This is a genomic window from Streptomyces tailanensis (genome assembly GCF_008386495.1).
Taxonomy (GTDB): domain Bacteria; phylum Actinomycetota; class Actinomycetes; order Streptomycetales; family Streptomycetaceae; genus Streptomyces; species Streptomyces tailanensis.
Window position 1 is genome coordinate 91,394 of record NZ_VTHJ01000011.1, and the last position, 22,281, is coordinate 113,674.

19 protein-coding genes are annotated in these 22,281 nt (G+C 70.7%); 2 read left to right on the plus strand and 17 right to left on the minus strand.

Annotated elements, in window-relative coordinates:
* The coding region (locus F3T56_RS11755) for an alpha/beta fold hydrolase (protein ID WP_246203570.1) at positions 1–289 on the plus strand (289 nt) is incomplete at its 5' end.
* Between the two features lie 203 nt (positions 290–492).
* Here F3T56_RS11755 and F3T56_RS11760 read toward each other — a convergent pair.
* From F3T56_RS11760 to F3T56_RS11815, 12 genes are all read right to left on the minus strand, one after another.
* Complete coding sequence (locus F3T56_RS11760) at positions 493–1,134, minus strand: IclR family transcriptional regulator (RefSeq protein WP_149824840.1); 642 nt, start codon at positions 1,132–1,134, stop codon at positions 493–495.
* A gap of 334 nt (positions 1,135–1,468) precedes the next feature.
* On the minus strand, positions 1,469–3,265 hold the full coding sequence (locus F3T56_RS11765; protein WP_149824841.1) for a DEAD/DEAH box helicase: 1,797 nt from the start codon (positions 3,263–3,265) through the stop codon (positions 1,469–1,471).
* A gap of 191 nt (positions 3,266–3,456) precedes the next feature.
* Complete coding sequence (locus tag F3T56_RS11770) at positions 3,457–3,825, minus strand: type II toxin-antitoxin system death-on-curing family toxin (RefSeq protein WP_149824843.1); 369 nt, start codon at positions 3,823–3,825, stop codon at positions 3,457–3,459.
* Positions 3,825–4,022, minus strand: a complete 198-nt coding sequence (locus tag F3T56_RS11775) for a hypothetical protein (RefSeq protein ID WP_149824845.1) — start codon at positions 4,020–4,022, stop codon at positions 3,825–3,827. Before F3T56_RS11775 ends, F3T56_RS11770 begins: the two co-directional genes overlap by 1 nt.
* A 26-nt stretch (positions 4,023–4,048) precedes the next feature.
* Positions 4,049–5,551 (minus strand): MFS transporter, encoded by a 1,503-nt coding sequence (locus F3T56_RS11780; protein ID WP_149824847.1) that lies wholly within the window; start codon positions 5,549–5,551, stop codon positions 4,049–4,051.
* Positions 5,552–5,641: 90 nt separating this feature from the next.
* Positions 5,642–6,208 (minus strand): SUKH-4 family immunity protein, encoded by a 567-nt coding sequence (locus F3T56_RS11785; protein ID WP_246203571.1) that lies wholly within the window; start codon positions 6,206–6,208, stop codon positions 5,642–5,644.
* 98 nt (positions 6,209–6,306) lie between these two features.
* Positions 6,307–8,622 (minus strand): xanthine dehydrogenase family protein molybdopterin-binding subunit, encoded by a 2,316-nt coding sequence (locus tag F3T56_RS11790; RefSeq protein WP_149824849.1) that lies wholly within the window; start codon positions 8,620–8,622, stop codon positions 6,307–6,309.
* Complete coding sequence (locus F3T56_RS11795; RefSeq protein ID WP_149824851.1) at positions 8,619–10,376, minus strand: 2Fe-2S iron-sulfur cluster-binding protein; 1,758 nt, start codon at positions 10,374–10,376, stop codon at positions 8,619–8,621. Before F3T56_RS11795 ends, F3T56_RS11790 begins: the two co-directional genes overlap by 4 nt.
* The gene (locus F3T56_RS11800; RefSeq protein WP_149824853.1) at positions 10,373–11,266 is read right to left on the minus strand and encodes an FAD binding domain-containing protein; all 894 of its coding nucleotides are present in this window, start codon (positions 11,264–11,266) and stop codon (positions 10,373–10,375) included. Before F3T56_RS11800 ends, F3T56_RS11795 begins: the two co-directional genes overlap by 4 nt.
* Before the next feature lie 279 nt (positions 11,267–11,545).
* Positions 11,546–13,189 carry a beta-N-acetylhexosaminidase gene (locus F3T56_RS11805; protein WP_149824854.1) on the minus strand — a complete coding sequence of 548 codons (1,644 nt, stop codon included), beginning with the start codon at positions 13,187–13,189 and terminating at the stop codon, positions 11,546–11,548.
* Positions 13,190–13,369: 180 nt separating this feature from the next.
* Entirely contained in the window at positions 13,370–13,648 is a 279-nt protein-coding gene (locus F3T56_RS11810; RefSeq protein WP_149824856.1) for a DUF3039 domain-containing protein, read from the minus strand.
* Positions 13,649–13,677: 29 nt separating this feature from the next.
* Positions 13,678–14,250: a YqgE/AlgH family protein gene (locus F3T56_RS11815; RefSeq protein WP_149824857.1), complete on the minus strand. Its 573-nt coding sequence runs from the start codon at positions 14,248–14,250 to the stop codon at positions 13,678–13,680.
* 314 nt (positions 14,251–14,564) lie between these two features.
* On the opposite strand from F3T56_RS11815, the gene murA reads away from it, so the two are divergent.
* Positions 14,565–15,911, plus strand: coding sequence for a UDP-N-acetylglucosamine 1-carboxyvinyltransferase (murA, locus tag F3T56_RS11820; protein ID WP_149824859.1), 1,347 nt, complete (start codon positions 14,565–14,567; stop codon positions 15,909–15,911).
* Between the two features lie 181 nt (positions 15,912–16,092).
* Here murA and F3T56_RS11825 read toward each other — a convergent pair whose 3' ends face one another.
* From F3T56_RS11825 to F3T56_RS11845, 5 genes are all read right to left on the minus strand, one after another.
* Positions 16,093–16,374 carry an HU family DNA-binding protein gene (locus F3T56_RS11825; protein WP_005486790.1) on the minus strand — a complete coding sequence of 94 codons (282 nt, stop codon included), beginning with the start codon at positions 16,372–16,374 and terminating at the stop codon, positions 16,093–16,095.
* Between the two features lie 269 nt (positions 16,375–16,643).
* Positions 16,644–18,056 (minus strand): NAD-dependent malic enzyme, encoded by a 1,413-nt coding sequence (locus F3T56_RS11830; protein WP_149824860.1) that lies wholly within the window; start codon positions 18,054–18,056, stop codon positions 16,644–16,646.
* A 350-nt stretch (positions 18,057–18,406) separates the two neighbouring features.
* Positions 18,407–20,713 (minus strand): HelD family protein, encoded by a 2,307-nt coding sequence (locus tag F3T56_RS11835; RefSeq protein WP_149824862.1) that lies wholly within the window; start codon positions 20,711–20,713, stop codon positions 18,407–18,409.
* 160 nt (positions 20,714–20,873) lie between these two features.
* Complete coding sequence (locus F3T56_RS11840) at positions 20,874–21,668, minus strand: zf-HC2 domain-containing protein (protein WP_172638903.1); 795 nt, start codon at positions 21,666–21,668, stop codon at positions 20,874–20,876.
* Between the two features lie 29 nt (positions 21,669–21,697).
* Entirely contained in the window at positions 21,698–22,273 is a 576-nt protein-coding gene (locus tag F3T56_RS11845; protein WP_013003188.1) for a sigma-70 family RNA polymerase sigma factor, read from the minus strand.
* Between the last annotated feature and the right edge of the window lie 8 nt (positions 22,274–22,281).

Here is a 22,281-nt window from a genome sequence, read left to right on the forward strand (position 1 = left end):
GGACTCGCTTCTGCTCAGTCCGCAGGAACGGTTGAGCCGCCACACCGTGTCCAAGCACACACTCGGCGAACCGGACTGGCGCGTCCCGGTGACCGACACCCGGGCGTGCGCCGCGAACATCACCGCCCCGGTCCTCGCCCTCAACGGCGCCCTCGACGCCCCCGACCTCACAGCCATGGCCGAACGCCTGGTCGCGACGGTCACCGGCCCCAGCGAGACCATCTCGATAGAGGGCGCGGCTCACTACCCCAACATGGAACAGCCAGAAACATTCGCCAACACCTACTGACCTGGCTGCGGCCAATCACACCTGCATAGCTGCGGGCAATCGTGCCGCTGGGGCGATGGGGGTCCCCCCGCTCGAGCGAAGCCGAGAGTGGGGGAGGGTGGGCGCAGCGGCACCCGGCCGGCGCCGGTGAGCGAAACCCCGCCCGCGCTCAGCACCAACCGCCGGGCGCCCTCAAACACACAGGGCACCCTCACACCCCGCGGTCACCGCAACGCGTCGGCCACCTCCCGAGCCGCGTCCATGACCCGCGGCCCCACCCGCTCCGGTATCGCATCCGCCAGCATCACGACACCCACACTCCCCTCGACCCCGGTCACCCCGAGCAACGGCGCCGCGGCCCCACACGCCCCCGCCTCCAACTCCCCATGCGTGAGCGCGTACCCGGGCCAGTCCCCCAGCTGCTGCCGAGCGGACAGAATCGCCCGCCCCGCCGCCCCCCGGTCCAACGGATGCCGAAACCCGGCCCGATAGGCGACGTGGTAATCCGTCCACGTCGGCTCGACGACGGCCACGGCCAGCGCTTCACTGCCGTCGACCAGCGTCAGATGGGCCGTGGCCCCGATGTCCTCGGCCAGCGATCGCAACGCGGGCAGCGCGGCCTCCCGTACCAGCGGATGCACCTGCCGCCCCAGCCGCAGCACCCCCAACCCGACCCGAGCACGTCCGCCCAGGTCACGCCGCACGAGAGAGTGCTGCTCCAGCGTGGCGAGCAAGCGGTACACAACGGTCCGGTTGACCCCGAGCTTGTTGGACAGCTCGGTGACGGTCAGCCCGTGATCGGTGTCGGCGAGCAGCTTGAGGACGCGCAGTCCCCGGTCGAGGGTTTGAGAGGTCTCCGCGGTCACGACGCCCACTCCTTTGCAGTGAGGGCGGCGACCCCATTCACGACGGTCCGTCACCGGTCCCGTCGGCGACGCGCTACAGAGGCCGCCGGTCGGCTGGACCCGGGGGAACCGGGCGGAGTCGCTTCACGGCTGCGCTCCGCGGCGGCGCTGCCACGGGGCGTGTGCGTAGCGGGACAGTAGACGAGCGGGTTCGCTGAGCGGAAGACTCCGTCCAGAATCCGGTCAGCGACAGGTACGGACAACTCCGGTTTGTCCTGATACGTACGGCGCGTGGAGCCCCGAAGGGGGCGCGCGGCTGTGTCGATATGCGGCTCCGCCGCGTGGGACCCCGGCGTCACCGCATACGGGTAGCCCACTCCTGCACCTTGGCGATCCGCTGCCGCAGCTGCCCCGCCGTGGCCTCCGCGCTCGGCGGCCCGCCGCACACGCGCCGTACCTCGGTGTGGATGACCCCGTGCGGTTTGCCGCTCTGGTGGGAGTACGCGCCGACCATGCTGTTGAGCTGCTTGCGCAGTTCGAGCAGCTCCTTGTGGGTGACGACGGGCCGCCGGTCGGCGGGGAGTTCGACGAGGTCGGCCTCCGCGTCCGGCTTCTTACGGCTGTGCGCGATCTGCCGGGCCTGCCGCTTCTGGAGCAGCAACTGCACCTGGTCGGGCTCCAGCAGCCCCGGAATCCCGAGGTAGTCCTGCTCCTCCTCGCTCCCCGGGTGGGCCTGCATGCCGAATTCGGCGCCGTTGTACATGACCCGGTCGAACACGGCGTCGGACTCGAGCGCCTCGAACGGCAGCATGTCCTGTTCGCCGGTGTCCTCGTCCTGCTGCTTCTCCGCCTCCTGGAGGAGCTTGTCCTCCTCGGCGTACGGGTCCTCCTCGCCCTCCTTCTTGGGCTTGTCGAGGGCGTGGTCGCGCTCGACCTCCATCTCGTTGGCGAAGGTGAGGAGGTCGGGCACGGTCGGCAGGAACACGGACGCGGTCTCGCCGCGCCGCCGGGACCGTACGAAACGCCCGACGGCCTGCGCGAAGAACAGGGGCGTCGAGATGGTGGTGGCGTACACCCCGACGGCGAGCCGGGGCACGTCCACGCCCTCGGACACCATCCGCACGGCGACCATCCACCGATCGGTGTTGTGGCTGAACTCGTCGATCCGGTCCGAGGCCCCGGAGTCGTCGGACAGTACGAGCGTCGCGCTCGTCCCCGTGATCTCCCGGATCAGCTTGGCGTACGCGCGCGCCGAGTCCTGGTCGGTGGCGATGACGAGGGCGCCGGCGTCCGGGATGGCCTTCCTGACCTCGGTGAGCCGCTGGTCGGCGGCGCGCAGCACACTGGGCATCCACTCGCCGCGCGGGTCGAGCGCGGTACGCCAGGCCTGCGAGACGGCGTCCTTGGTCATCGGCTCGCCGAGCCGGGCGGCGATCTCGTCCCCCGCCTTGGTCCGCCAACGCATGTTGCCGCTGTAGGAGAGGAAGATGACGGGCCGCACGACGTTGTCGGCGAGCGCGTTGCCGTACCCGTAGGTGTAGTCGGCGGACGACCGGCGGATCCCGTCCGTCCCCTCCTCGTACGTCACGAAGGGGATGGGGTTGGTGTCGGACCGGAAGGGCGTACCGGTGAGCGCGAGCCGCCGCGTGGCCGGCTCGAAGGCCTCCAGGCAGGCCTCGCCCCAGGACTTGCTGTCACCGGCGTGGTGGATCTCGTCAAGAATGACCAGTGTCTTGCGCTGCTCGCTGCGGTTGCGGTGCAGCATGGGCCGCACGCCCACACCCGCGTAGGTGACGGCGACCCCGTCGTACTCCTTGCTGAGCGGCCCCGCGCTGTACTCGGGATCCAGCTTGATCCCTATGCGCGCCGCCGCCTCCGCCCACTGCTTCTTCAGATGCTCGGTCGGCGCCACGACGGTCACCTGCTGCACGACATGGTGGTGCAGCAGCCAGGAGGCGAGCGTCAGCGCGAAGGTCGTCTTCCCGGCGCCGGGGGTCGCGACCGCGAGAAAGTCCCGCGGCTGCTCCTGGATGTACTTCTCCATCGCCCCCTGCTGCCAGGCACGCAGCTTGCTGGCGGTACCCCATGGGGCACGGCCGGGGAAGGCGGGTGAGAGGTGATGGCTCGAGGAGGAGGCGGCGGTGGTAGTCACGGTCTCCGGTGGTGGGTCGAATCGAAGAGGTCGCGCGTAGCGCGTCGAGTAGGGCGGTGGTGGGTGACGGGCGGGCGGCTCGGCTGGGTATGACAACCGGGCCACCCTACCGGCGGCTCGGCCGTGTCAACGCGCGAACTGTGCCGGGTCGCTCTCAGGTGGGACCCACCTCACAAAGACGCCCATCGGCGTCAGCGCGCGAAGCGGGGCAACTGGGCGGCGATCTTGGGTACGTCCAGTGCGCACTGGCAGACGTCCAGCACGAACTGCTCGGCTTCGTCCACGTCGAACTCGGCGTCCAAAGGGTGCCCGTTCATGTGTAGGAAGACCCAGGTCGCGTACCAGGCGATGCGCTTGTTCCCGTCGACGAGGGCACGGTTGCGGGCCAGGGACTCCATCAGCGCGGCGGCCTTCAGCCAGACATCCGGATACGCGTCCGCCCCGAACACGCTCGACTGCGCACGGGCCAAGGCCGAGTCCAGGAGCCCGTAGTCGCGCACCTCGTCCGCACCAAGCCGCTTCGCGAGGTTCAGCAGCTCAGGCAGCGTGAGGTAGTACATCAGGCGAGCCTCCGGTTCAACTCGGCGCTAGCCTTCAGCACATGCTCGGCGGCCTCGTTGAACAGCCGCGAGTGCTCGTTTATGGCCGAGATCACGGCGTCGTGAGCGAAGGCCTGCATGCTGCGCCCCTCCGCCGCCGCACGCTCACGCAGGGCGTCCAGCTCTTCATCCGTAAACCGCAGGTTCAGTCCAGCCATGCTCGGATGGTACTACGCGGTACCGCCTAGTACCGCTCAGTATCCACCCGCAACCGCGTGGTCACCCAAGCCCCCACCAACGCCACCCCCACCATCGGCAGGAACACGGCGGCGAAGGCCTCCGGGTGGGACGCGGCGCCCGCAGCCGTCGTGGCCGCGTGGCCCACCGCGCCGCCACCCAGCGCGGCGAAGGCGGCGCCGCCCGCTGCCAGCAGCAGCGCGTTGGAGAGGCCGTCGGATATCTGGAGGGCGGCGGAGTTGGTGCCGGCCTGGTCGGGGACGGAGAGCTTGAGGAGCAGGACGCTGGTGGAGGAGATGACGAGCCCCATCCCGAAGCAGCCGAACGCCCACGCCACCGGCACGGTCCACACCGGAACCGTCTCGATCAGCACACTCGGCACCACGGCGATCGCCACCGCGACCAGCACCATCCCGACCGTCATCAACCGCTCCCGATACGGCTCCACCCGCGCCCGCGACTGCACCCACGACCCCAACGCCCAACTCCCCCCGCTCACCGCGAGCGAGAACCCGGCCTGCGTCGGCGACAACCCCCGCTGCGTGACGAGCATCAGCGGCATGAACGCCTCGGCGCCGACGAACGCCCCCGCCGCCAGCCCTCGCAGCAACACCACCGACGGCAGCCCCCGCACCGCCCGATACGTCCCCCGCGGCAACAGCCCCAGCACCGCAGGCACCAGCAACCCGACCCCCGCCAGCGCCGGGACGAGCGACAGCCACCGAAGATCCTGAGCCGCGTACTGCAACAACCCGGCCCCGAGCGAGATGCCGAAGGCCAGCCGGATCCGCCGCCGGTCGAAGGACACGGCGGCGGCCGGTGCCTCCGTCGGCTCCCTCGCCGACTCTCCCGCGGAACCCTCCACCGGGCCGGACGCCCGGCGCCGGATCTGCGGCAACGCCAGCACCAGCGGCAGCACCACCAGCACCGGGATCCCCACGAACACCCAGCGCCAGCCCAGGTGTTCGGTCACGGCACCCGCGGCGAGCGGGCCGACCACGGTCGGGAGTACCCAGCCGGCCGCGAACGCCGCCATGATCGCCGGCTGCAACCGCTCCGGATACGCCCGCCCCACCACCACGTACAGCGCGACGATCACCATCCCGCCCCCGAGCCCCTGCACGGCCCGCCCGAGCACGAACAGCCCCATCACCCCAGCGGTGCCCGACAGCAGCAACCCGACCGCGAACGCCCCGATACCCGTAGTCAGCGACCCCAGCGGCCCCCGCAGGTCCGACCACTGCCCCGCCAGCACCATCCCGAACAAACTCGTCGTGAAGTACGCCGAGAACGCGAACCCGTACGCCGAGATCCCGTCCAACTCCCGCGCCGCAACCGGCATCGCCGTCCCGACCGCCGTCGCCTCGAACGCGATCAACAGCACGACGGAGACGATCCCCACACTGAGCGCCCGATACGAGCGCCCCAGCACCCTCTCCTCACCATCGACGACAACAGACGGATCAGTTGCTTGCGCGACATCCACGTCACGCGGTCCCGGGACGGCCATGCCTGCCACCGTAAGGGGCACCACTGACATTCGCCCCTGTCCCGAGTCCCCCACGGCCTCAGACCTTGGTCGTACGCCCCCGTCGGCGACTTACGCGGGTTCGAGTCCCGCCACGGCCTCCGACTCCCGCTTCTCGCGGTGCAGCAGCCACAGCGAGAAGGCGAGTTGGGACATGTCCGCGTTCAGGGGGCACAGGGCGGACTCGGGCTCGCTCCAGTTGAGGACGGCGCCCGTGGTGCCGTCGACGACGAGGCTGTTGCCCTCGACGAAGTGGCCCAGGCGTATCAAGTGGGCGGCGCGGGGAGGGAGTCGGTCGGTGGGGAATTCAGGGTGCTCGGCCGCGTAGTACTCGGCGAGGGTGGGCAGCGGGATGTCCGTGTCGAGGTGGAAGAAGGTGTGTTCCTCGGGCAGGCCCATGTCCCGCAGGAAGCAGCGGGTCGGCTCGTGCGTGAGCGTGGCCGGGAAGTCGAAGTCCTCGAAGCGCCACACTCTGCTCTGCCCGAACTCCTCGTCCAGCAGCCGGGCGGGCAGGTCCAGCGCCAGCCGCGACCGCGTGACCGGACCTCCGGTCAGCACCGCCAAGTCGTTCAGTTGGTTCAAATCATTCAGGTCGTTCAGGTCCGTCAGGCCCATTGTCCCCATCGTCATCGTGCTCATGGCTCCCCCAGCACATGGTTCGTCCCCACTGCCAAGAACCATACGCCGCCCCACTGACAACGCCCGACGTACGCACGAACACACACGTCAGAGGACGCTTACGCCCCCGTCACCACCGCCGCCTGCGGGCGGATCGGGAGGCGGTTCACGGGGCGGCCCGTGGCGGCGCGTACCGCCGCCGCGACGGCCGCCGGAGCCGTGACCACCGGCACCGCGCTCGCGGCCTTGGCGCCGAAGGGGGCCACCACGTCCCGTTCCTCCACCAGCTTGACGAGCTGGATGTCGGGGACGTCGAGGGCGGTGGGCAGGGCGTAGCCGGTCAGGTCGGGGTGGCGGATCAGGCCCCGGGGTGTGCGGAGGTTCTCGGTCAGCGCGATGCCGATGCCCTGGGTGACGCCCGCCTCGATGCGGGCGGTGAGCTGGGCGGGGTTGAGGATCCGGCCCACGTCCTGGGCGACCGCCAGCTCGACGACCCGTACCGAACCGAGTTCGATGTCGACGTCCACGACCGCGCGGATCGCGCAGAAGGCGAGGCCGACGAAGGCGTCGCCCTGGCCGGCGCCGTCCAGCGGTTCGGTGGGGTGCGGGCGGCACTGGGCGGTGGCCCACAGCTCCTTGCCGTCCAGCGCCTCGGCGACGGTGGTGGACAGGACGCCGTCGTACGACGTGATCTTGCCGTCGGTGATCTGGAGCAGCTCGGTGGACATGCCGAACTTGTGCGCCAGAGGCTGGAGCAGTTGCGTACGGACCATCTTCGCCGCGCGCTCGACCGCGCCGCCGGACACCCAGGTGTGGCGGCCTCGGCAGCCCGCGCCCGCCGGGGGCTGGTCGGTGTCGACCTGGGCGATGTGGACCTCGTCGATACCGAGGGTCTCCTGGACGATCTGCCGGGCGAGCGTGGAGAAGCCCTGGCCGGTGTCGACGGCCGCGCACAGGACGGTGGCGATGCCGTCGTGGACCTTCACTGTGGCCGTCGAGACCTCGTCCGCGCCCTCGGCGCCGAGCATGTGCACCATGCCGAGGCCGTAGCCGACGCCACGGCGGACCGCGCCCGGTTCGCCCGCGCCCTCGGGGCCGCCGGGGAGCAGCCACTCCTCCTCGGGGGTGTCCTTGGGCAGTGCCGGGAGCGGGAACTCCTGGACGGCCTGCAGCAGTTCGGCCACCGGGGCCGGGCAGGTCACCGACTGGCCCGTCGGCAGCACGTCACCGGTGGACATCACGTTCCGCATGCGCAGTTCGGCCGGGTCGATGCCCAGCTTCTTCGCCAGCTTGTCCATCTGCGCCTCGTACGCGGCGCACACCTGCATGGCGCCCTCGCCGCGCACATGGCCGGAGGGCGGGTTGTTGGTGCGTACGACCCAGCCCTCGATGAAGGCGTTGGGGATGACGTACGGCCCGCAGGCGAACGAGACGGCGGCGGCCAGCGCCTCCGAGGACGTGTCGGCGTACGCGCCCGCGTCGAGCAGGATCTGCGCCTCGACCTTGACCAGCCTGCCCTCGGCGTCCGCGTGGTGGCGGTACCTCAGGAGCGTGGGATGCCGGTGCGCGTGGCCGAGGAAGGATTCCTCGCGGGTCGCGGTCAGCTTGACGGGGCAGCCGGTCTTCAAGGCCAGCAGGCCGAGCGGGAGTTGGAAGCCCTGGTCCTCGCGGTCGGCGGTGGCGCCGGGCACGCCGGTGACGACGATCTTGACGCGGTCGGGGGCCAGGCCATAGACGGCGGCGGCCGTGTCGCGGTCGGTGTGCGGGTCGGTGGAGGCCAGGTACAGCTCGACGCCGCCGTCGGGGCGGGGCACGGCGAGACCGGCCTCGGCGCCGATTGGGGCTGGGTCCTGGCGGCCGATGCGGTACTGGCCCTCGACGACGATCTCGCCGGAGGCGTTCGGGTCGCCGTGGCGCAGCGGGATGTGCCGGATCAGGTTGCCGTCGGGGTGCAGGGGCTCGGCCTCGAAGGACTGCTCCGGGTCGATGACCGGGTCGAGTACTTCGTACTCGACGATGACGGCGGCGGCGGCCATCCGCGCTGTGTCCGGGTGGTCGGCGGCGACGGCAGCGATGGGTTCGCCGTGGTGGCGTACGACCTCGGAGGCGAAGACGGGACGGTCGATCTTGCCGCGGCCGTGCAACGGGGTACCCGGCACGTCCTCGTGGGTGACGACGGCCCGTACGCCGGGCATCTCGCGCGCGTGGGACGTGTCGATCGACACGATGCGCGCGTGCGGGTGCGGCGAGCGCAGCACGGCGGCCCACAGCAGGCCCTCGGCCCACAGGTCGGCCGCGTACGGGAAGGTGCCCTCGGACTTGGCGCGCGCGTCGGCGGACGGCAGGGACGCGCCGATGCCGTGCGGCAGTTGCTCGGGGGCGGGCGCGGCCTCCCCAGCTCCCACGGGCGCCGCGGTGACGGCTTCGTTGCTCACGCCTGGCCTCCGTCCTGCCCGAACGACCGATCCTGACCACCGTACGAATCGCCTTGACCGCCGTACGAATCGTCCTGGCCGCCGTACGAGTTGTCGTGACCGGCGAACGACTGGCCCTGGCCGCCGTACGTGTCGTCCGGGCCGCCGGCGAACGGCTGGCCCTGGCCGCCGTACGACTGGTCGGGGCCGGGCGTCGACGGGTCCTGCGCTCCCGAGGGCGGGGCGGCCTGGGCGTCGTACGCCGCCGGGTTGACGCCACCCGCGCCGGGGCCCGCCTGGTGCGGGATGCGTGCCTCGTCGGCCTCCGCGTCGGCCTCGTTCCCGGCGGCCGCGTGCGCCTCGCGTTCGGCAACGACCTCGCGTACGGCCGCGAGGACGCCGCGGTAGCCAGAGCAGCGGCAGAGGTTGCCGCACAGCGCCTGGCGGGTCTCCAGGTCGGTGGGCGCGGGGTTGCCCTCCAGCAGGTCGTGCACGGTCATCGCCATGCCGGGCACGCAGAAACCGCACTGCACGGCGCCGCACTTGGCGAGGGCCCGCTGTACGTCGGAGGGCTGGCCGTCGGCGGCGAGGCCCTCGACGGTGCGCACCTCGCTGCTCGCGGCGGTGACGGCGGGCACCAGGCAGGACGCCACGAGCCGGCCGTCGACCTGCACGTTGCAGGCGCCGCACTCGCCCTGCGAGCAGCCGTCCTTGGCGCCCGCGAGGCCGAGCCGCTCGCGCAGCACGTAGAGCAGCGACTCGCCGATCCACGCGTCGGTGACGGGCCGGTCGGTGCCGTTGACGCGCAGGACGTACGAGGCGAGGGGGTGGTCGTCGGGCGAGGGCGGGCCGGGCTCGTCGGCGGTGGCCGTGTCGGCCTCGACCCCGGTCGCGGTCCCGGGCTCGGGCTCGGGCTCGGGAGCTTCGGCGGCCGTCTCCGGCCCCTCGGCCGCGTCGTCCGCCGGGTCCTCGCCCGGCTCGCCCGTCTCCTCCGGCTCGGGAGTCTCCGGGTCCGCCTCACGTACGGGCTCCGAGGGCTCCTGGGCGGCCTCGGGGGCGTCTTGGGCGGTCACGGGAGCCGGTTCGGCGTACGACTCGCCAGAGGGGTCCTCAGGGGCCTCGGCGGGCTCTTCGGTGGCTTCGGTTGAGTGCTCCGCGGGCGGTGGCGCGGTCCATGCCGTGCCGATCGCCTCCGTGGGCACCGGTGTCGGCGGTGTCGTCGGCGCGGGCGTCGACGTGGCCCAGGGCGCGGGGGCGCCGCCGGGGAGCGTGGCGGGCGGGGTGCCGCCCCACTGCTCGACGAGCGCCGACGCGCTGAACTCGCCCGATTCGTCCGGGAGATCCCCTCCGGCGACCGGGATCGACCACTCCCCGGTCACATCGTGACCAGGAGCCCCGTTCTCCTGCTGCGCCGGTTCCTCGAACGTCCACTGCCCGGTCGCCCCGGGGTCGTACGTGAACCCGTCCTGCGTGGCGGGCTGCGGCTGCCCGGCGTTCGGGTCATGCCACTGGGTGCCCTCGGCCGGCATCGCCCAGTGGCCCGTGCCGGACTGGTCGGTTCCGGCGGCGGGGTTGGCCGTTATGGGCGGCGGCACATAGCCGTGGCCGGGCGCGGCGAGCGGGCTGTTGGCGGCGAGGAGCGCGTCGATGCCCCCTTCGGGGAGCTGCACGAACGTCGTGGCGCCGTCGTCGTAGTCCCCCTGCGGCAGTCGCTCCCAGCCGCTCTGGCCACCCTGCTGCTGCGGGGTGCCCTCTCCGTGCTGGTCGTCGGTCACGACAGTGCCCTCCCCAGTGCTCGTCGGGCCAGCGCGGCGACAGTGCGCCGCAGGTGCAGTACGGCGGACGGAAGCGGTGGTACGGAGCCGTCGACCTCGGGGGCCGGATCGGGGATGCAGGCGGCGGCGACGTACTCGCCGAAGGCCTGCAGCGCCTCGGGGACGAGCGTGCGCTCGCCGTCCCAGTCGATCAGCCCGGCGACCCAGGCCTCGGCGTCCAGGGGGCGCAGCGGCATCGGCGCTATGGCGCCGACGGCGCACCGCACTCCACGCCGGGCGGGGTCGAGGACGAGGGCGACGGAGGCGAGCGCGCGGCCGGGGCCGGTGCGCCCGGTGGCCTTCAGGAAGACCTGGGGCGCGTGCAGCAGCGGCACGCGCACGTACCCGATGAGTTCACCGGGGCGCAGCATCTCCATGCCGGCCAGCAGATGCGAGACGGGCATCTCGCGGCGGGCCCCGCCCTGGCCCGCGATGATCAGCGTGGCCTCCAGGGCGGCCAGTACCGGCAGCGCGTCCCCCGTGGGGGCGGCCGTCGCGATGTTGCCGCCCAGGGTGCCCGCGTTGCGGATCTGCGGCGGTCCGGCGGCGCGCGCGGCGGCGGCGAGCGCCGGGATGAGCGCCGCGAAGTCCGGGCGCCCCATCCGCGCGTGCGTCAGTCCGGCGCCGAGCAGGGCGTGTCCGTCCTGGTACTGCCAGCCGCGGATCTCGCTGATCCGGCCGAGCCCGACCAGCGCGGCGGGCCTGAGCTGCCCGGAGTTGACCGCGGCCATGAGGTCCGTGCCGCCCGCCACCGGAACCGCCCAGGGCATGGCGGCGAGGGCCGCCACGGCCTCGTCCAGCGAGCCGGGCAGGGTCACGGCCTGCGCCGCCTGCGGTGCGTGCGTGGTCAAACCGGCTGCCCCTTCCCGCTGCCCCACCTGGTCCGCCTGTGCTGCGTACCGTACGTGCTGACAGGGCGGACGTGGCAACTCTGGCACATTCTCGCGAGGCCCGAACGCAAGGGTCCGCTAGACGGCATTCGCCCACCTCACCCGAGGGATGGCCCGTTTTGGCACGGCATCACCCATGGGCGCCGATTGGCACCTTTCTGTAATCCTTGCGTCTCTTGTTCCCCTGTGCGGCCACCGTCGCAGGGAACGCGCTTTCGGACGTAGGGGTTCGTCATCGCCTCACACGTTCGGGGGCGCCCCCTCGATCGGGCGTCCGAGCACACCGGGCCGCCGCTGCCACGGACGCGGCCCGGAAGGCGGCCGATAACCGACCCCCAGCGCGTCGAGCACCCGGTAATGGACCGTCATCCGGCGCTCGAATTCCGCGAAGTCCCGTTCGGCGGGCGCCGGCAGACGACTCCAGGCCACCTCGGCGAAAGCCGCCAGACGCGGAAACGTCTGGTAGTCCACGCGCGCGTGGTCCTCCATCACCTCGGTCCACACGTTGGCCTGGGTGCCCAGCACGTGCCGCGCCTCCTCGGGCGTCAACTCCCGTGGAACCGGCTCGAACCGATAGACGTCCTCCAGGGTGCGTACGTAGCCGATCGGCACCGGCTCGTCCGGGCCGCCGTCCTGACGGTGGTCCAGATACACCTGCTGCTCGGGACACATGACCACGTCGTGACCCGCGCGGGCCGCCGTGATGCCGCCGGCGTAACCCCGCCAGGACGACACGGCGGCCCCCGGCGCGAGGCCGCCCTGAAGGATCTCGTCCCATCCGATCAGGCGACGCCCGCGCGCCGTCAGCCAGTTGTCGAAGTGCCGGACGAACCACGACTGCAACGCGTCCTCGTCCGCGAGCCCCAACTCCCGGAGTCGCGCCTGCGCGGTGGCCGACGCCTTCCACTGGTCCTTGGCGCACTCGTCGCCGCCGATGTGCACGAAGGCCGAGAACGGGGCGGCTTCGGCCGGAAACAACTCCAGGACCTCCTCCAGGACGCCCTCGTAGAAGCGCAGGGTGTTGTCAGTGGGGGCGAGTACGTTTTTGTTGATGCCCCAGGTGTCCCAGACGGTGAGGGAGGTCGTGTCGATGACATCGGTGTTGCCGAGTTCCGGATACGCGGCGATGGCGGCCTGGCTGTGTCCCGGGATGTCGATCTCGGGGACCACGGTGATATGCCGCTCGGCCGCGTACGCGACGATCTCGCGGATGTCGTCCTTCGTGTAGTAACCGCCGTGCGGCTTCTCCTCCCAGAGGGGTGACGCGCGATGGCCGAATTTCGTGCGCGCCCGCCAGGAGCCGACCTCCGTCAGCCTCGGGTGACGCTCGATCTCGATCCGCCAGCCCTGGTCGTCCGTCAAGTGGAAGTGGAAGACGTTGAGTTTGTGCGCGGCCATCAGATCCAGATAGCGCAGCACCTGATCCTTGGGGAGAAAGTGCCGGGCCACGTCGAGCATGAGGCCGCGCCAGAGGAAGCGGGGTGAGTCCTCGATCGTGACATGCGGCACGGCCCAGATGCGGTCGCGACCGAGCGGTGCCCTGCGGTACGCATCGGGGCCGAGGAACTGCCTCAGCGTCTGAGCGCCCCAGAAGACACCGGCCGCGTTCCCGCCCTCGACAAGGACGCCGGACCAGTCGCTGACAAGGCGGTACTCCTCGGGGCCGAGCTCAGGGTCGAGCCGGAGCCCGACGCCGTCTCCGTCGGTGTCATCCAGTTCCCGTCCCTCGCGCAGCGGCAGGCCGGTGGCCTCCCTGAGGACAGTGCGCAGCCAGTGACCGACACCCTCCGTCCCGGTGCAGGCGTAGAGCTGGGAACGCGCTGTCAGCCGTACTTCTCCGGAACCGGCGACGACGTTGCGGGGCGCGGGAATCAGTCCGTTCACGTCAGTCCTTTACCGCACCGCCCGGTCCGGAGACCAGTCGTCGGTCGACTTGAACGTGTCGCAAAAACGCGAGCCCTTGTCGCGGGGCTCGCGAATGGGCGGCCCGGAGGGCCGTGGCTTTCAGGGGTGCGGGGGCTGGGGGCGGTGGCCCCCAGTTATGACCGCACCGGCGTCCGGCGGTTACTTCTTGCCGTCGTCGTCTCCCCCACCCGCGCCCAAGGACTCGAAGATCTCCTTGCACATGGGGCACACGGGGTACTTCTTCGGGTCGCGGCCGGGGACCCACACCTTGCCGCACAACGCCACGACGGGCGTGCCGTCGAGGGCGCTCGCCATGATCTTGTCCTTCTGGACATAGTGGGCGAAGCGCTCGTGGTCACCATCGCCGTGCGACGTCTGCGGCGTCGGTTCGACGAGGGTCCCCGTACCAGTACCGCGCTCGGGCTCAAGAGTGCTCATGACGCCAAGGGTACTGAAGCTCACACGCATCAGTTGAGCGAAGGGTCGTCCGGGTACGTGGCCACCATCGCCAGTTCGTTGCGCTGGCGGCGCAGGACCTCGCGCCAGAGTCTCTCCGGGGAGGGCGAGGAGACGTCGCCGGGCTCGGACTCGACGACGTACCAGGCGCCCTCGACCAGCTCGTCCTCCAACTGGCCGGGCCCCCAGCCCGCGTACCCGGCGAAGATGCGCAGGGAGCCGAGCGCGGAGGCGAGCAGTTCCGGTGGGGCCTCCAGGTCGACGAGGCCGATCGCGCCGTGCACGCGCTTCCAGCCGAGCGGGGACCGGTCCACGGAGCCGCCGCCCGGGATGACGGCGACGCCGAGCGCGGAGTCCAGGGAGACCGGGCCGCCCTGGAAGACGACGCCGGGTTCACCGGTGAGTTCCGCCCAGCCCTCCAGGATGTCGCCGACGTCCACCGGGGTGGGGCGGTTGAGGACCACCCCGAGCGAGCCCTCCTCGTCGTGGTCGAGGAGCAGCACCACAGCGCGGTCGAAGTTCGGGTCCGCCAGGGCGGGCGTGGCCACGAGCAGCCGCCCTGTGAGCGAGGACACCTCGGTCATGCCAGACATGATCCCGCATCCTGCCCCCGCGCGGGGAGTCAATGCCGGTAGCCGTGTGAATGCAGCTCAGGGGCTCAGGGGTGCGGACCCCGCGCGCATCCGTCATGGTGACCCCATGTGCCCGGCGGTGAACGGTTCGTGTTGTGGCGAATCCATGACCTGGCTGAGAAGTACTTGGGCTTACGGAAGGGGGGTAGGCGGCGATTACGCTAGCTCTCCGGCTCACGCCGCACCGCCGCCCGCACAACGGGTCGACCGGTCGGCTCCCCCCATGCCGAAACGCCCTCTGCCCAACTCCACGGAACGCGAGATTCATGACCGTCAACGGCTCTGACGACGTACTGCTTGTACACGGCGGCACCCCGCTCAGTGGCGAGATCCGTGTCCGCGGTGCGAAGAACCTCGTACCCAAGGCCATGGTCGCCGCGCTGCTCGGCGCCGGTCCGAGCCGGCTGCGCAATGTTCCCGACATCCGCGATGTGCGGGTCGTACGCGGACTGCTGCAGCTGCATGGCGTAACGGTCCGCCCCGGCGACGAGCCGGGCGAGCTGGTGATGGACCCGACGAACGTGGAGAGCGCGAACGTCGCCGACATCGACGCCCACGCGGGTTCGAGCCGCATACCCATCCTCTTCTGCGGCCCCCTTCTGCACCGCCTCGGCCACGCCTTCATCCCCGGTCTCGGCGGCTGTGACATCGGCGGCCGGCCGATCGACTTCCACTTCGAGGTGCTGCGGCAGTTCGGCGCGAAGATCGAGAAGCGGGCGGACGGACAGTATCTGGAGGCGCCGCGGCGGCTGCGGGGTACGAAGATCCAGCTGCCGTACCCGTCCGTCGGTGCGACGGAGCAGGTGCTGCTGACCGCCGTCCTCGCGGAGGGCGTGACGGAACTCTCGAACGCGGCGATCGAGCCGGAGATCGAGGACCTCATCTGCGTTCTGCAGAAGATGGGCGCCATCATCGCGATGGACACCGACCGCACGATCCGCATCACCGGTGTGGACTCGCTCGGCGGCTACAACCACAAGGCCCTCCCGGACCGTCTGGAGGCCGCCTCCTGGGCTTCCGCCGCGCTGGCGACCGAGGGCGACATCTACGTCCGGGGCGCCCAGCAGCGCTCGATGATGACGTTCCTGAACACGTTCCGGAAGGTGGGTGGCGCCTTCGAGATCGACGACGAGGGCATCCGCTTCTGGCACCCCGGCGGCCAGCTGAAGTCGATCGCCCTGGAGACGGACGTCCACCCCGGTTTCCAGACCGACTGGCAGCAGCCCCTGGTCGTCGCCCTGACGCAGGCCACCGGCCTCTCCATCATTCACGAGACGGTCTACGAGTCCCGCCTCGGCTTCACGTCCGCCCTGAACCAGATGGGCGCGCACATCCAGCTCTACCGCGAGTGCCTCGGCGGCTCGAACTGCCGCTTCGGCCAGCGCAACTTCCTGCACTCCGCCGTCGTCTCCGGCCCCACCCGGCTCCAGGGCGCCGACCTGGTCATCCCCGACCTCCGAGGCGGCTTCTCGTACCTCATCGCGGCGCTGGCAGCCCAGGGCACGTCCAGGGTCCACGGCATCGAACTCATCAACCGCGGCTACGAGAACTTCATGGAGAAGCTCGTGGAGCTGGGCGCGAAGGTGGAACTGCCGGGCAAGGCGCTGGGCTGACCGGTACCCGCGCCCCGTAAGGGGCGCGGGGCTGTGACATTTGCGGCTCCGCCGCGGGGCGCGAGCAACCACGACGAACCCGCGCCGAACAACGATGGGGGCGGCACCCGGAAATCCAGGTGCCGCCCCCATCAGGCGTTCTACGCGCGCCACACCATCCCGTAGGAGATAGTCGGCAAGGTCACTTGCCCTTGGCGGCTTCCTTGAGCTTCGAGCCCGCGGAGACCTTCACGCTGTAGCCGGCCGGGATCTGGATCGGGTCGCCGGTCTGCGGGTTGCGCGCGGTGCGAGCGGCACGGTGGGTGCGCTCGAAGGTCAGGAAGCCGGGGATGGTGACCTTCTCGTCGCCCTTGGCGACGATGTCGCCGACGACCTCGGCGAACGCGGCCAGCACGGCGTCGGCGTCCTTGCGGGTCACCTCGGCGCGGTCGGCCAACGCGGCCACCAGCTCACTGCGGTTCATGTTCTTACTCCCGTGTTCTTCTTGCCGTTGAGGCGGACCCGGGTCCGTCGTCAGACCCAACGCCCAGAGACGCATCCTGCACTCACCTGCGGCGGGAAAGCCAATCCGGCACCCCTGGGGCGTCACACGAACACCCTCGGGAGTCACACCCACACGGCCCGGCAAGCCTGGACTGGCCGCCCACCCTAGAGGGCGCAAGGCCTCCGGCCCCGCGACGCGCCGGTACGCGGGGCCGTGGCGACCGTCACAGATGAGCGGTGAGCGGCCACTCAGACCGCCGCGGCGGTCTTCGCGGCCTCGCGCACGGCGCCGGCGACGGCGCCCGCGACCTTGTCGTTGAAGACGCTCGGGATGATGTAGTTCGGGTTCAGCTCGTCCTCGGTGACGACGTTCGCGAGCGCGGTCGCCGCGGCGAGCATCATCTCGGTGTTGACCGTGCGGGACTGGGCGTCGAGGAGACCGCGGAAGACACCCGGGAAGACCAGTACGTTGTTGATCTGGTTCGGGAAATCGGAGCGGCCGGTGGCCACGACGGCGGCCGTCTGACGGGCGATCGCGGGCTCGACCTCGGGGTCGGGGTTCGCGAGCGCGAACACAATGGCGTTGTCCGCCATGGCGGCCACGTCGTCGCCGTCGAGGACGTTCGGGGCCGAGACGCCGATGAAGACGTCGGCGTCGCGCACCGCCTCCTTGAGGGTGCCGGTGAGGCCCTCGGGGTTGGTGTTGTCGGCGATCCAGCGCAGCGGCGAGTCGGACGCGGCGTCGACCAGGTCGGCGCGGTCGCAGTGCACGACACCGTGGATGTCGGCGACGACGGCGTTCTTCACGCCGGCCGCGATGAGCAGCTTGAGGATGGCCGTACCGGCCGCGCCGGCGCCCGACATGACGACCCGGATGTCGCCGATCGCCTTGCCCGCGACGCGAAGTGCGTTGGTGAGGGCGGCGAGTACGACGATCGCGGTGCCGTGCTGGTCGTCGTGGAAGACGGGGATGTCGAGGGCCTCACGCAGCCGGGCCTCGATCTCGAAGCAGCGGGGCGCGGAGATGTCCTCCAGGTTGATGCCCGCGAAGCCGGGGGCGATCGCCTTGACGACCTCGACGATCGCGTCGGTGTCCTGGGTGTCCAGGCAGAGCGGCCAGGCGTCGATGCCGGCGAACCGCTTGAAGAGGGCCGCCTTGCCCTCCATGACGGGCAGCGCGGCCCTGGGGCCGATGTTGCCGAGGCCCAGTACGGCGGAGCCGTCCGTCACGACCGCAACGGAGTTGCGCTTGATGGTGAGGCGGCGGGCGTCCTCGGGGTTCTCGGCGATCGCCATGCAGACGCGGGCCACACCCGGCGTGTAGATCATCGAGAGGTCGTCACGGTTGCGGATCGGGTGCTTGGACTGCATCTCGATCTTGCCGCCGAGGTGCATCAGGAACGTACGGTCGGAGACCTTGCCCAGCGTGACGCCCTCGATGGTGCGCAGCTGCTCGACGATCTCGTCGGCGTGCGCGGTGGAGGTCGCGGCGATGGTGACGTCTATGCGGAGCTTCTCGTGGCCGGAGGCGGTCACGTCGAGGCCGGTCACCGAGCCTCCGTGGGACTCGACGGCCGTGGTGAGCTGGGAGACCGCGGTTCCGCTCGCGGGCACCTCCAGCCGGACCGTCATCGAGTAGGAGACGCTGGGCGCCGTTGCCATGGCCGACTTCCTCTGCTTTCGCGCTACTGCTGCTACTGCGTTTGCTGCGTTTTGCCGTCCGATCGTCGCACCTACCGCCGAGTAGGCGTTAGCCCGGTGAGATTGAGAACTTTTTGTTCTCAACGGAAAGAGGTCCACGTCACAGGTGACGTGGACCTCTTCGTGTGCGTATGAAGTTCAGTGGCACCGACCCGCCATGCTCGCCTCGCGGCAAGTGGTCGCTCGTAGCGACGAAGGTTGGGCCCGGGGGCTTGGATCGAGCCGGTGCCACACCCAGGCTAACAAACAGATCCCGTAAGGCCATTCCCGTACCGGGAGTTGTTTTCGGGGGTCGTGTTGCCGCCAGGTTCTCAGTCCCGCAACAGGTCCGGGACCCCCGCCGTGTCCGGGGCGTCCCGGTCCGACGACACGACCGTCAGCTGTTGGGTCGCTCGGGTGAGGGCCACGTACAGGACCCTCAGCCCCGCCGGGCTCTCATCGGCGATCTCTGCCGGGGAGACGACCACCGTCGCGTCGTACTCCAGGCCCTTCGCCTCCAGGCTGCCGAGGGCTACGACGCGGTCGCCGAGGCCTGCCAGCCAGCGGGTGGCCTCCTCTCGGCGGTTCATGGCGACGACGACGCCGATCGTGCCGTCGACGAGGTCGAGGAGGCGGGCGGCCTCCGCGCGGACCGTGCGGGCCAGGGTGTCGCGGGCCGCTGTGACGAAGCGGGGTTCGACGCCGGTGGAGCGGACTGCCGACGGGGACTCGGAGCCGGGCATGGCCAGGGCCAGTACCTTTGCCGCCAGTTCAGCGATCTCGGCCGGGTTGCGGTAGTTGACGGTCAGGGTGAAGCGGCGGCGGGGGCGGGTGCCGAGGGCCTCGTCGCGGGCCTCGGCCGCCTCGTCGGGGTCGGACCAGGACGACTGGGCGGGGTCGCCGACCACCGTCCAGGTGGCGTGGCGGCCGCGCCTGCCCACCATCCGCCACTGCATCGGCGTCAGATCCTGTGCCTCGTCGACGATGACGTGCGCGTACTCGGTCCGCTCCTGCGCCAGCCGTTCGGCCCGCTCGCGCTGGGTCTCCTCGCGTACGGGCATGAGTTCCTCCAGGCCCGTGAGCTGGTCCAACGGGTCGAGGTCGCGCTTCTTCCGGGGGCGGGCCGGGAGGCCGAGGATGGCCTGGAGTTCGTCCAGCATGGCCACGTCGTGGACGGAGAGACCGTCCCGCTTCAACGCGCGCGCGACCCTGCGTACCTCCCCCGGGTTGAGGATCCGCCGGGCCCAGCGGCCGAGGCGGCGCTCGTCGGCCATGGCCGCCAGTACCCCGCGCGGGGTCAGCTCGGGCCACCAGGCGTCGAGGAAGGTGATGAAGTCGTCCTCGCTGGTGATGTCCTCGTCGAAGGAGGAGCGCAGCTCGGCCGCGAGTTCCGGGTCGCTGTGGCGGCCCGCGGCCCCCGACTGGGACCAGAGCGCGTCCAGCAGCAGCTTGCGGGCGCGGGGGCGGAGCAGGTTCACCGGTGCCGTACCGCCGAGGGCGGACTGGCGGATGCGGTTCAGTTCCGCGGCCTCCAGCTCCAGGCGGCGGCCGAAGGCGACGACACGGAGGCGGTTCGGCGCGTCGTTCGACTCCAGCGCGCCCCGCGCGGCTTTCCGCAGCACCTTGAGCATGCGGTACGAGCCCTTGGCGCGGGCCACGGACGGGGAGTCGTACAGCGTGGCCTCCGCGCCGCCCGTGTCCTCGGCGAGTGAGCCGATCGCGCGGATGGCGACCTGGCCCTCCTCGCCGAGGGAGGGGAGGACACCCTCGGTGTACGCCACCAGCAGCGGGGTCGGGGAGACGATCAGGATGCCGCCCGCGTACCGGCGCCGGTCCTGGTAGAGGAGGTACGCGGCCCGGTGCAGTGCCACGGCCGTCTTGCCGGTGCCGGGGCCGCCCTCGACGTACGTCACGGAGGCGGCGGGGGCGCGGATGACCAGGTCCTGCTCGGCCTGGATGGAGGCGACGATGTCGCGCATGGTGTGGCTGCGGGCCTGGCCGAGGGCGGCCATGAGGGCGCCGTCGCCGATGACGGGCAGTTCACGGCCGTCGAGGCGGGCCTTGAGCTCGGGGCGCATCAGGTCGTCCTCGACGCCCAGCACCTTGCGGCCCTTGGAGCGGATGACCCGGCGGCGGACGACCCGGCCGGGGTCGACCGGGGTCGAGCGGTAGAAGGGGGCGGCCGCCGGGGCACGCCAGTCGATGACCAGCGGCGCGTACTCGGAGTCGAGGACGCCGATGCGGCCGATGTGGAGCGTCTCGGCGATGTCGGCTGTGTTGTCGGGGCGGACGGTGCCCTCGGCCGGTTCGATGGCGGTGTACGCGCCGTCCGGCCCCTTCTTGCCGTCCTTGCCGAGCAGCAGGTCGATGCGGCCGAAGAGGAAGTCCTCGAACTCGTTGTTCAGGCGGTTCAGGTGGACACCCGCGCGGAAGACCTGGGCGTCCCGCTCGGCGAGCGCGCCGGGGGTGCCGACCTGGCCGCGCTTGGCGGCGTCGTTCATCAGGAACTCCGCCTCGTGGATCTTCTCCTCAAGACGCCGGTACACCCGGTCCAGATGTTCCTGTTCGACGCCGATCTCCTTCTCACGCACGGAGTCGTGAGCGGAGTCGAGCGTTTCCTGCTGAACCTGAGCGGCCACCCGGGCCCCCTTCTGACGTGCTGGGCAGCCGTCCACCGTACGCGAAACACACCCCGGGCGGCTATGCGCCCGCCCGGGGTGTGTTCACTGTCCTGCCGTTTGTCCTGCTTTTTGTATCGCTGTCTGTGCGGCTTGTACCGCCGTGTGTGTGCCGTGTGCGCTACGCCGCCGCGATCTCGACGAGCTTCTTGCCGCTGAAAGTCAGCACCTCGAAGCGTTCGATCTCGTCCGGTGTGAAGGCGGCGCCGCCCTCGACGTAGAGCGGGTTCCTGGCCTGCTCGGTCTTGGCGCCCTCGATGCCGTAGCCCCAGGTCGGGACGGACCAGGAAGTGACCGTCTCACGCTCGCCGTTCTTGCCGACGGCGATCAGCGAGCACTTCTCCGGGCCCTTGACGTTCTTGAGCTCCAGGACGGCCTGGGTGCCCCAGGCCTTCTCCTTCATGGCGACCGTGGCGCTGACCTTGGTGGACGCGTCCGTGCGCTGAACCTTCTGGGTCATGCCCTTGAACATGGTCTGGGCCGGGTTGTCGACGAAGGTGTTGGCCGATGACGTGCCGCCGTCGCCGTCACCGCCGGTCGTCGCGAACACCGCGGTCGGACCCGCGACGATCGCCGCGATACCGGCCGCCAGCATGAAGAAGTTGCGCCGGTTCTTCTTGGCCCGGTGCTGGACGACCTCGCCGACGAGCCGGTCCGAGAGTTTCGAACTCGGTTTCGCCGCCAAGGACTCGCCGATCGCGGGTGTGCCCTGTGCTGCGGGCAGGTCCGCGAGAGCGGCCAGCATCGGTTCCATACCGGCCAGCTCGTCGAGCTGCTGGCCGCACCACTCGCACGTGGCGAGATGGGCCTCGAATTGTGTGGCTTCGGCGTCGTCCAGTATCCCGAGGGCGTACGCGCCGACGGTTTCATGGATGTTGTCGCCGGAACCTTGGGCTCCTTGCACAGACCCGGGCATTCCCGGTCCATACCCCCCGTAGATGTTGCTCATGCCGTCACCCCGCGCTCCTCCAGAGCCAGCTTCATCGACCGCAGGGCGTAGAACACCCTTGAGCGGACGGTTCCACTGGGGATGCCAAGCGTCTCGGCCGCCTCATTGACCGTACGCCCTTTGAAATAGGTCTCGACCAGGACCTCCCTGTGAGCAGGGGTCAGGTCGTCCAGCGCGTCCGACAGTGTCATCAGCCACAACGCCTTGTCGATCTCGTCCTCCGCGGGGATGACCTCCAGCGGCGACGGGTCGACCTCCTGCGGCCGGGCCTGCCGGCTGCGGTGGCCGTCGATGACGATGCGGCGTGCGACCGTCACCAGCCAGGGGCGTACCGATCCGGTCGCTCGATTGAGCTGACCGGCGTTCTTCCAGGCCCGGATGAGAGTTTCCTGCACAACGTCCTCGGCACGCTGGCGGTCGCCCGCGACCAGACGCAGCACGTACGCGAGCAAGGGTCCAGCGTGCTCGCGGTACAGCGCGCGCATCAGCTCCTCGTCAGGCTCTGAGGGCTGTGATGCGCGATGTCGGGCCCTGTGCGGGCGTTCATCGGCCACAGCGGAATCCTTGCGCACGGCTACCT

Bases quoted from the DNA above. Each gene is read 5' to 3' on its own strand.
- F3T56_RS11780 (WP_149824847.1), bottom strand. From the start codon at position 5,551: ATGGCCGTCCCGGGACCGCGTGACGTGGATGTCGCGCAAGCAACTGAT.
- F3T56_RS11830 (WP_149824860.1), bottom strand. From the start codon at position 18,056: ATGGCAACGGCGCCCAGCGTCTCCTACTCGATGACGGTCCGGCTGGAG.
- F3T56_RS11825 (WP_005486790.1), bottom strand. From the start codon at position 16,374: ATGAACCGCAGTGAGCTGGTGGCCGCGTTGGCCGACCGCGCCGAGGTG.
- F3T56_RS11770 (WP_149824843.1), bottom strand. From the start codon at position 3,825: ATGTACTACCTCACGCTGCCTGAGCTGCTGAACCTCGCGAAGCGGCTT.
- F3T56_RS11810 (WP_149824856.1), bottom strand. From the start codon at position 13,648: ATGAGCACTCTTGAGCCCGAGCGCGGTACTGGTACGGGGACCCTCGTC.
- F3T56_RS11785 (WP_246203571.1), bottom strand. From the start codon at position 6,208: ATGAGCACGATGACGATGGGGACAATGGGCCTGACGGACCTGAACGAC.
- F3T56_RS11775 (WP_149824845.1), bottom strand. From the start codon at position 4,022: ATGGCTGGACTGAACCTGCGGTTTACGGATGAAGAGCTGGACGCCCTG.
- murA (WP_149824859.1), top strand. From the start codon at position 14,565: ATGACCGTCAACGGCTCTGACGACGTACTGCTTGTACACGGCGGCACC.
- F3T56_RS11840 (WP_172638903.1), bottom strand. From the start codon at position 21,668: ATGCCCGGGTCTGTGCAAGGAGCCCAAGGTTCCGGCGACAACATCCAT.
- F3T56_RS11815 (WP_149824857.1), bottom strand. From the start codon at position 14,250: ATGACCGAGGTGTCCTCGCTCACAGGGCGGCTGCTCGTGGCCACGCCC.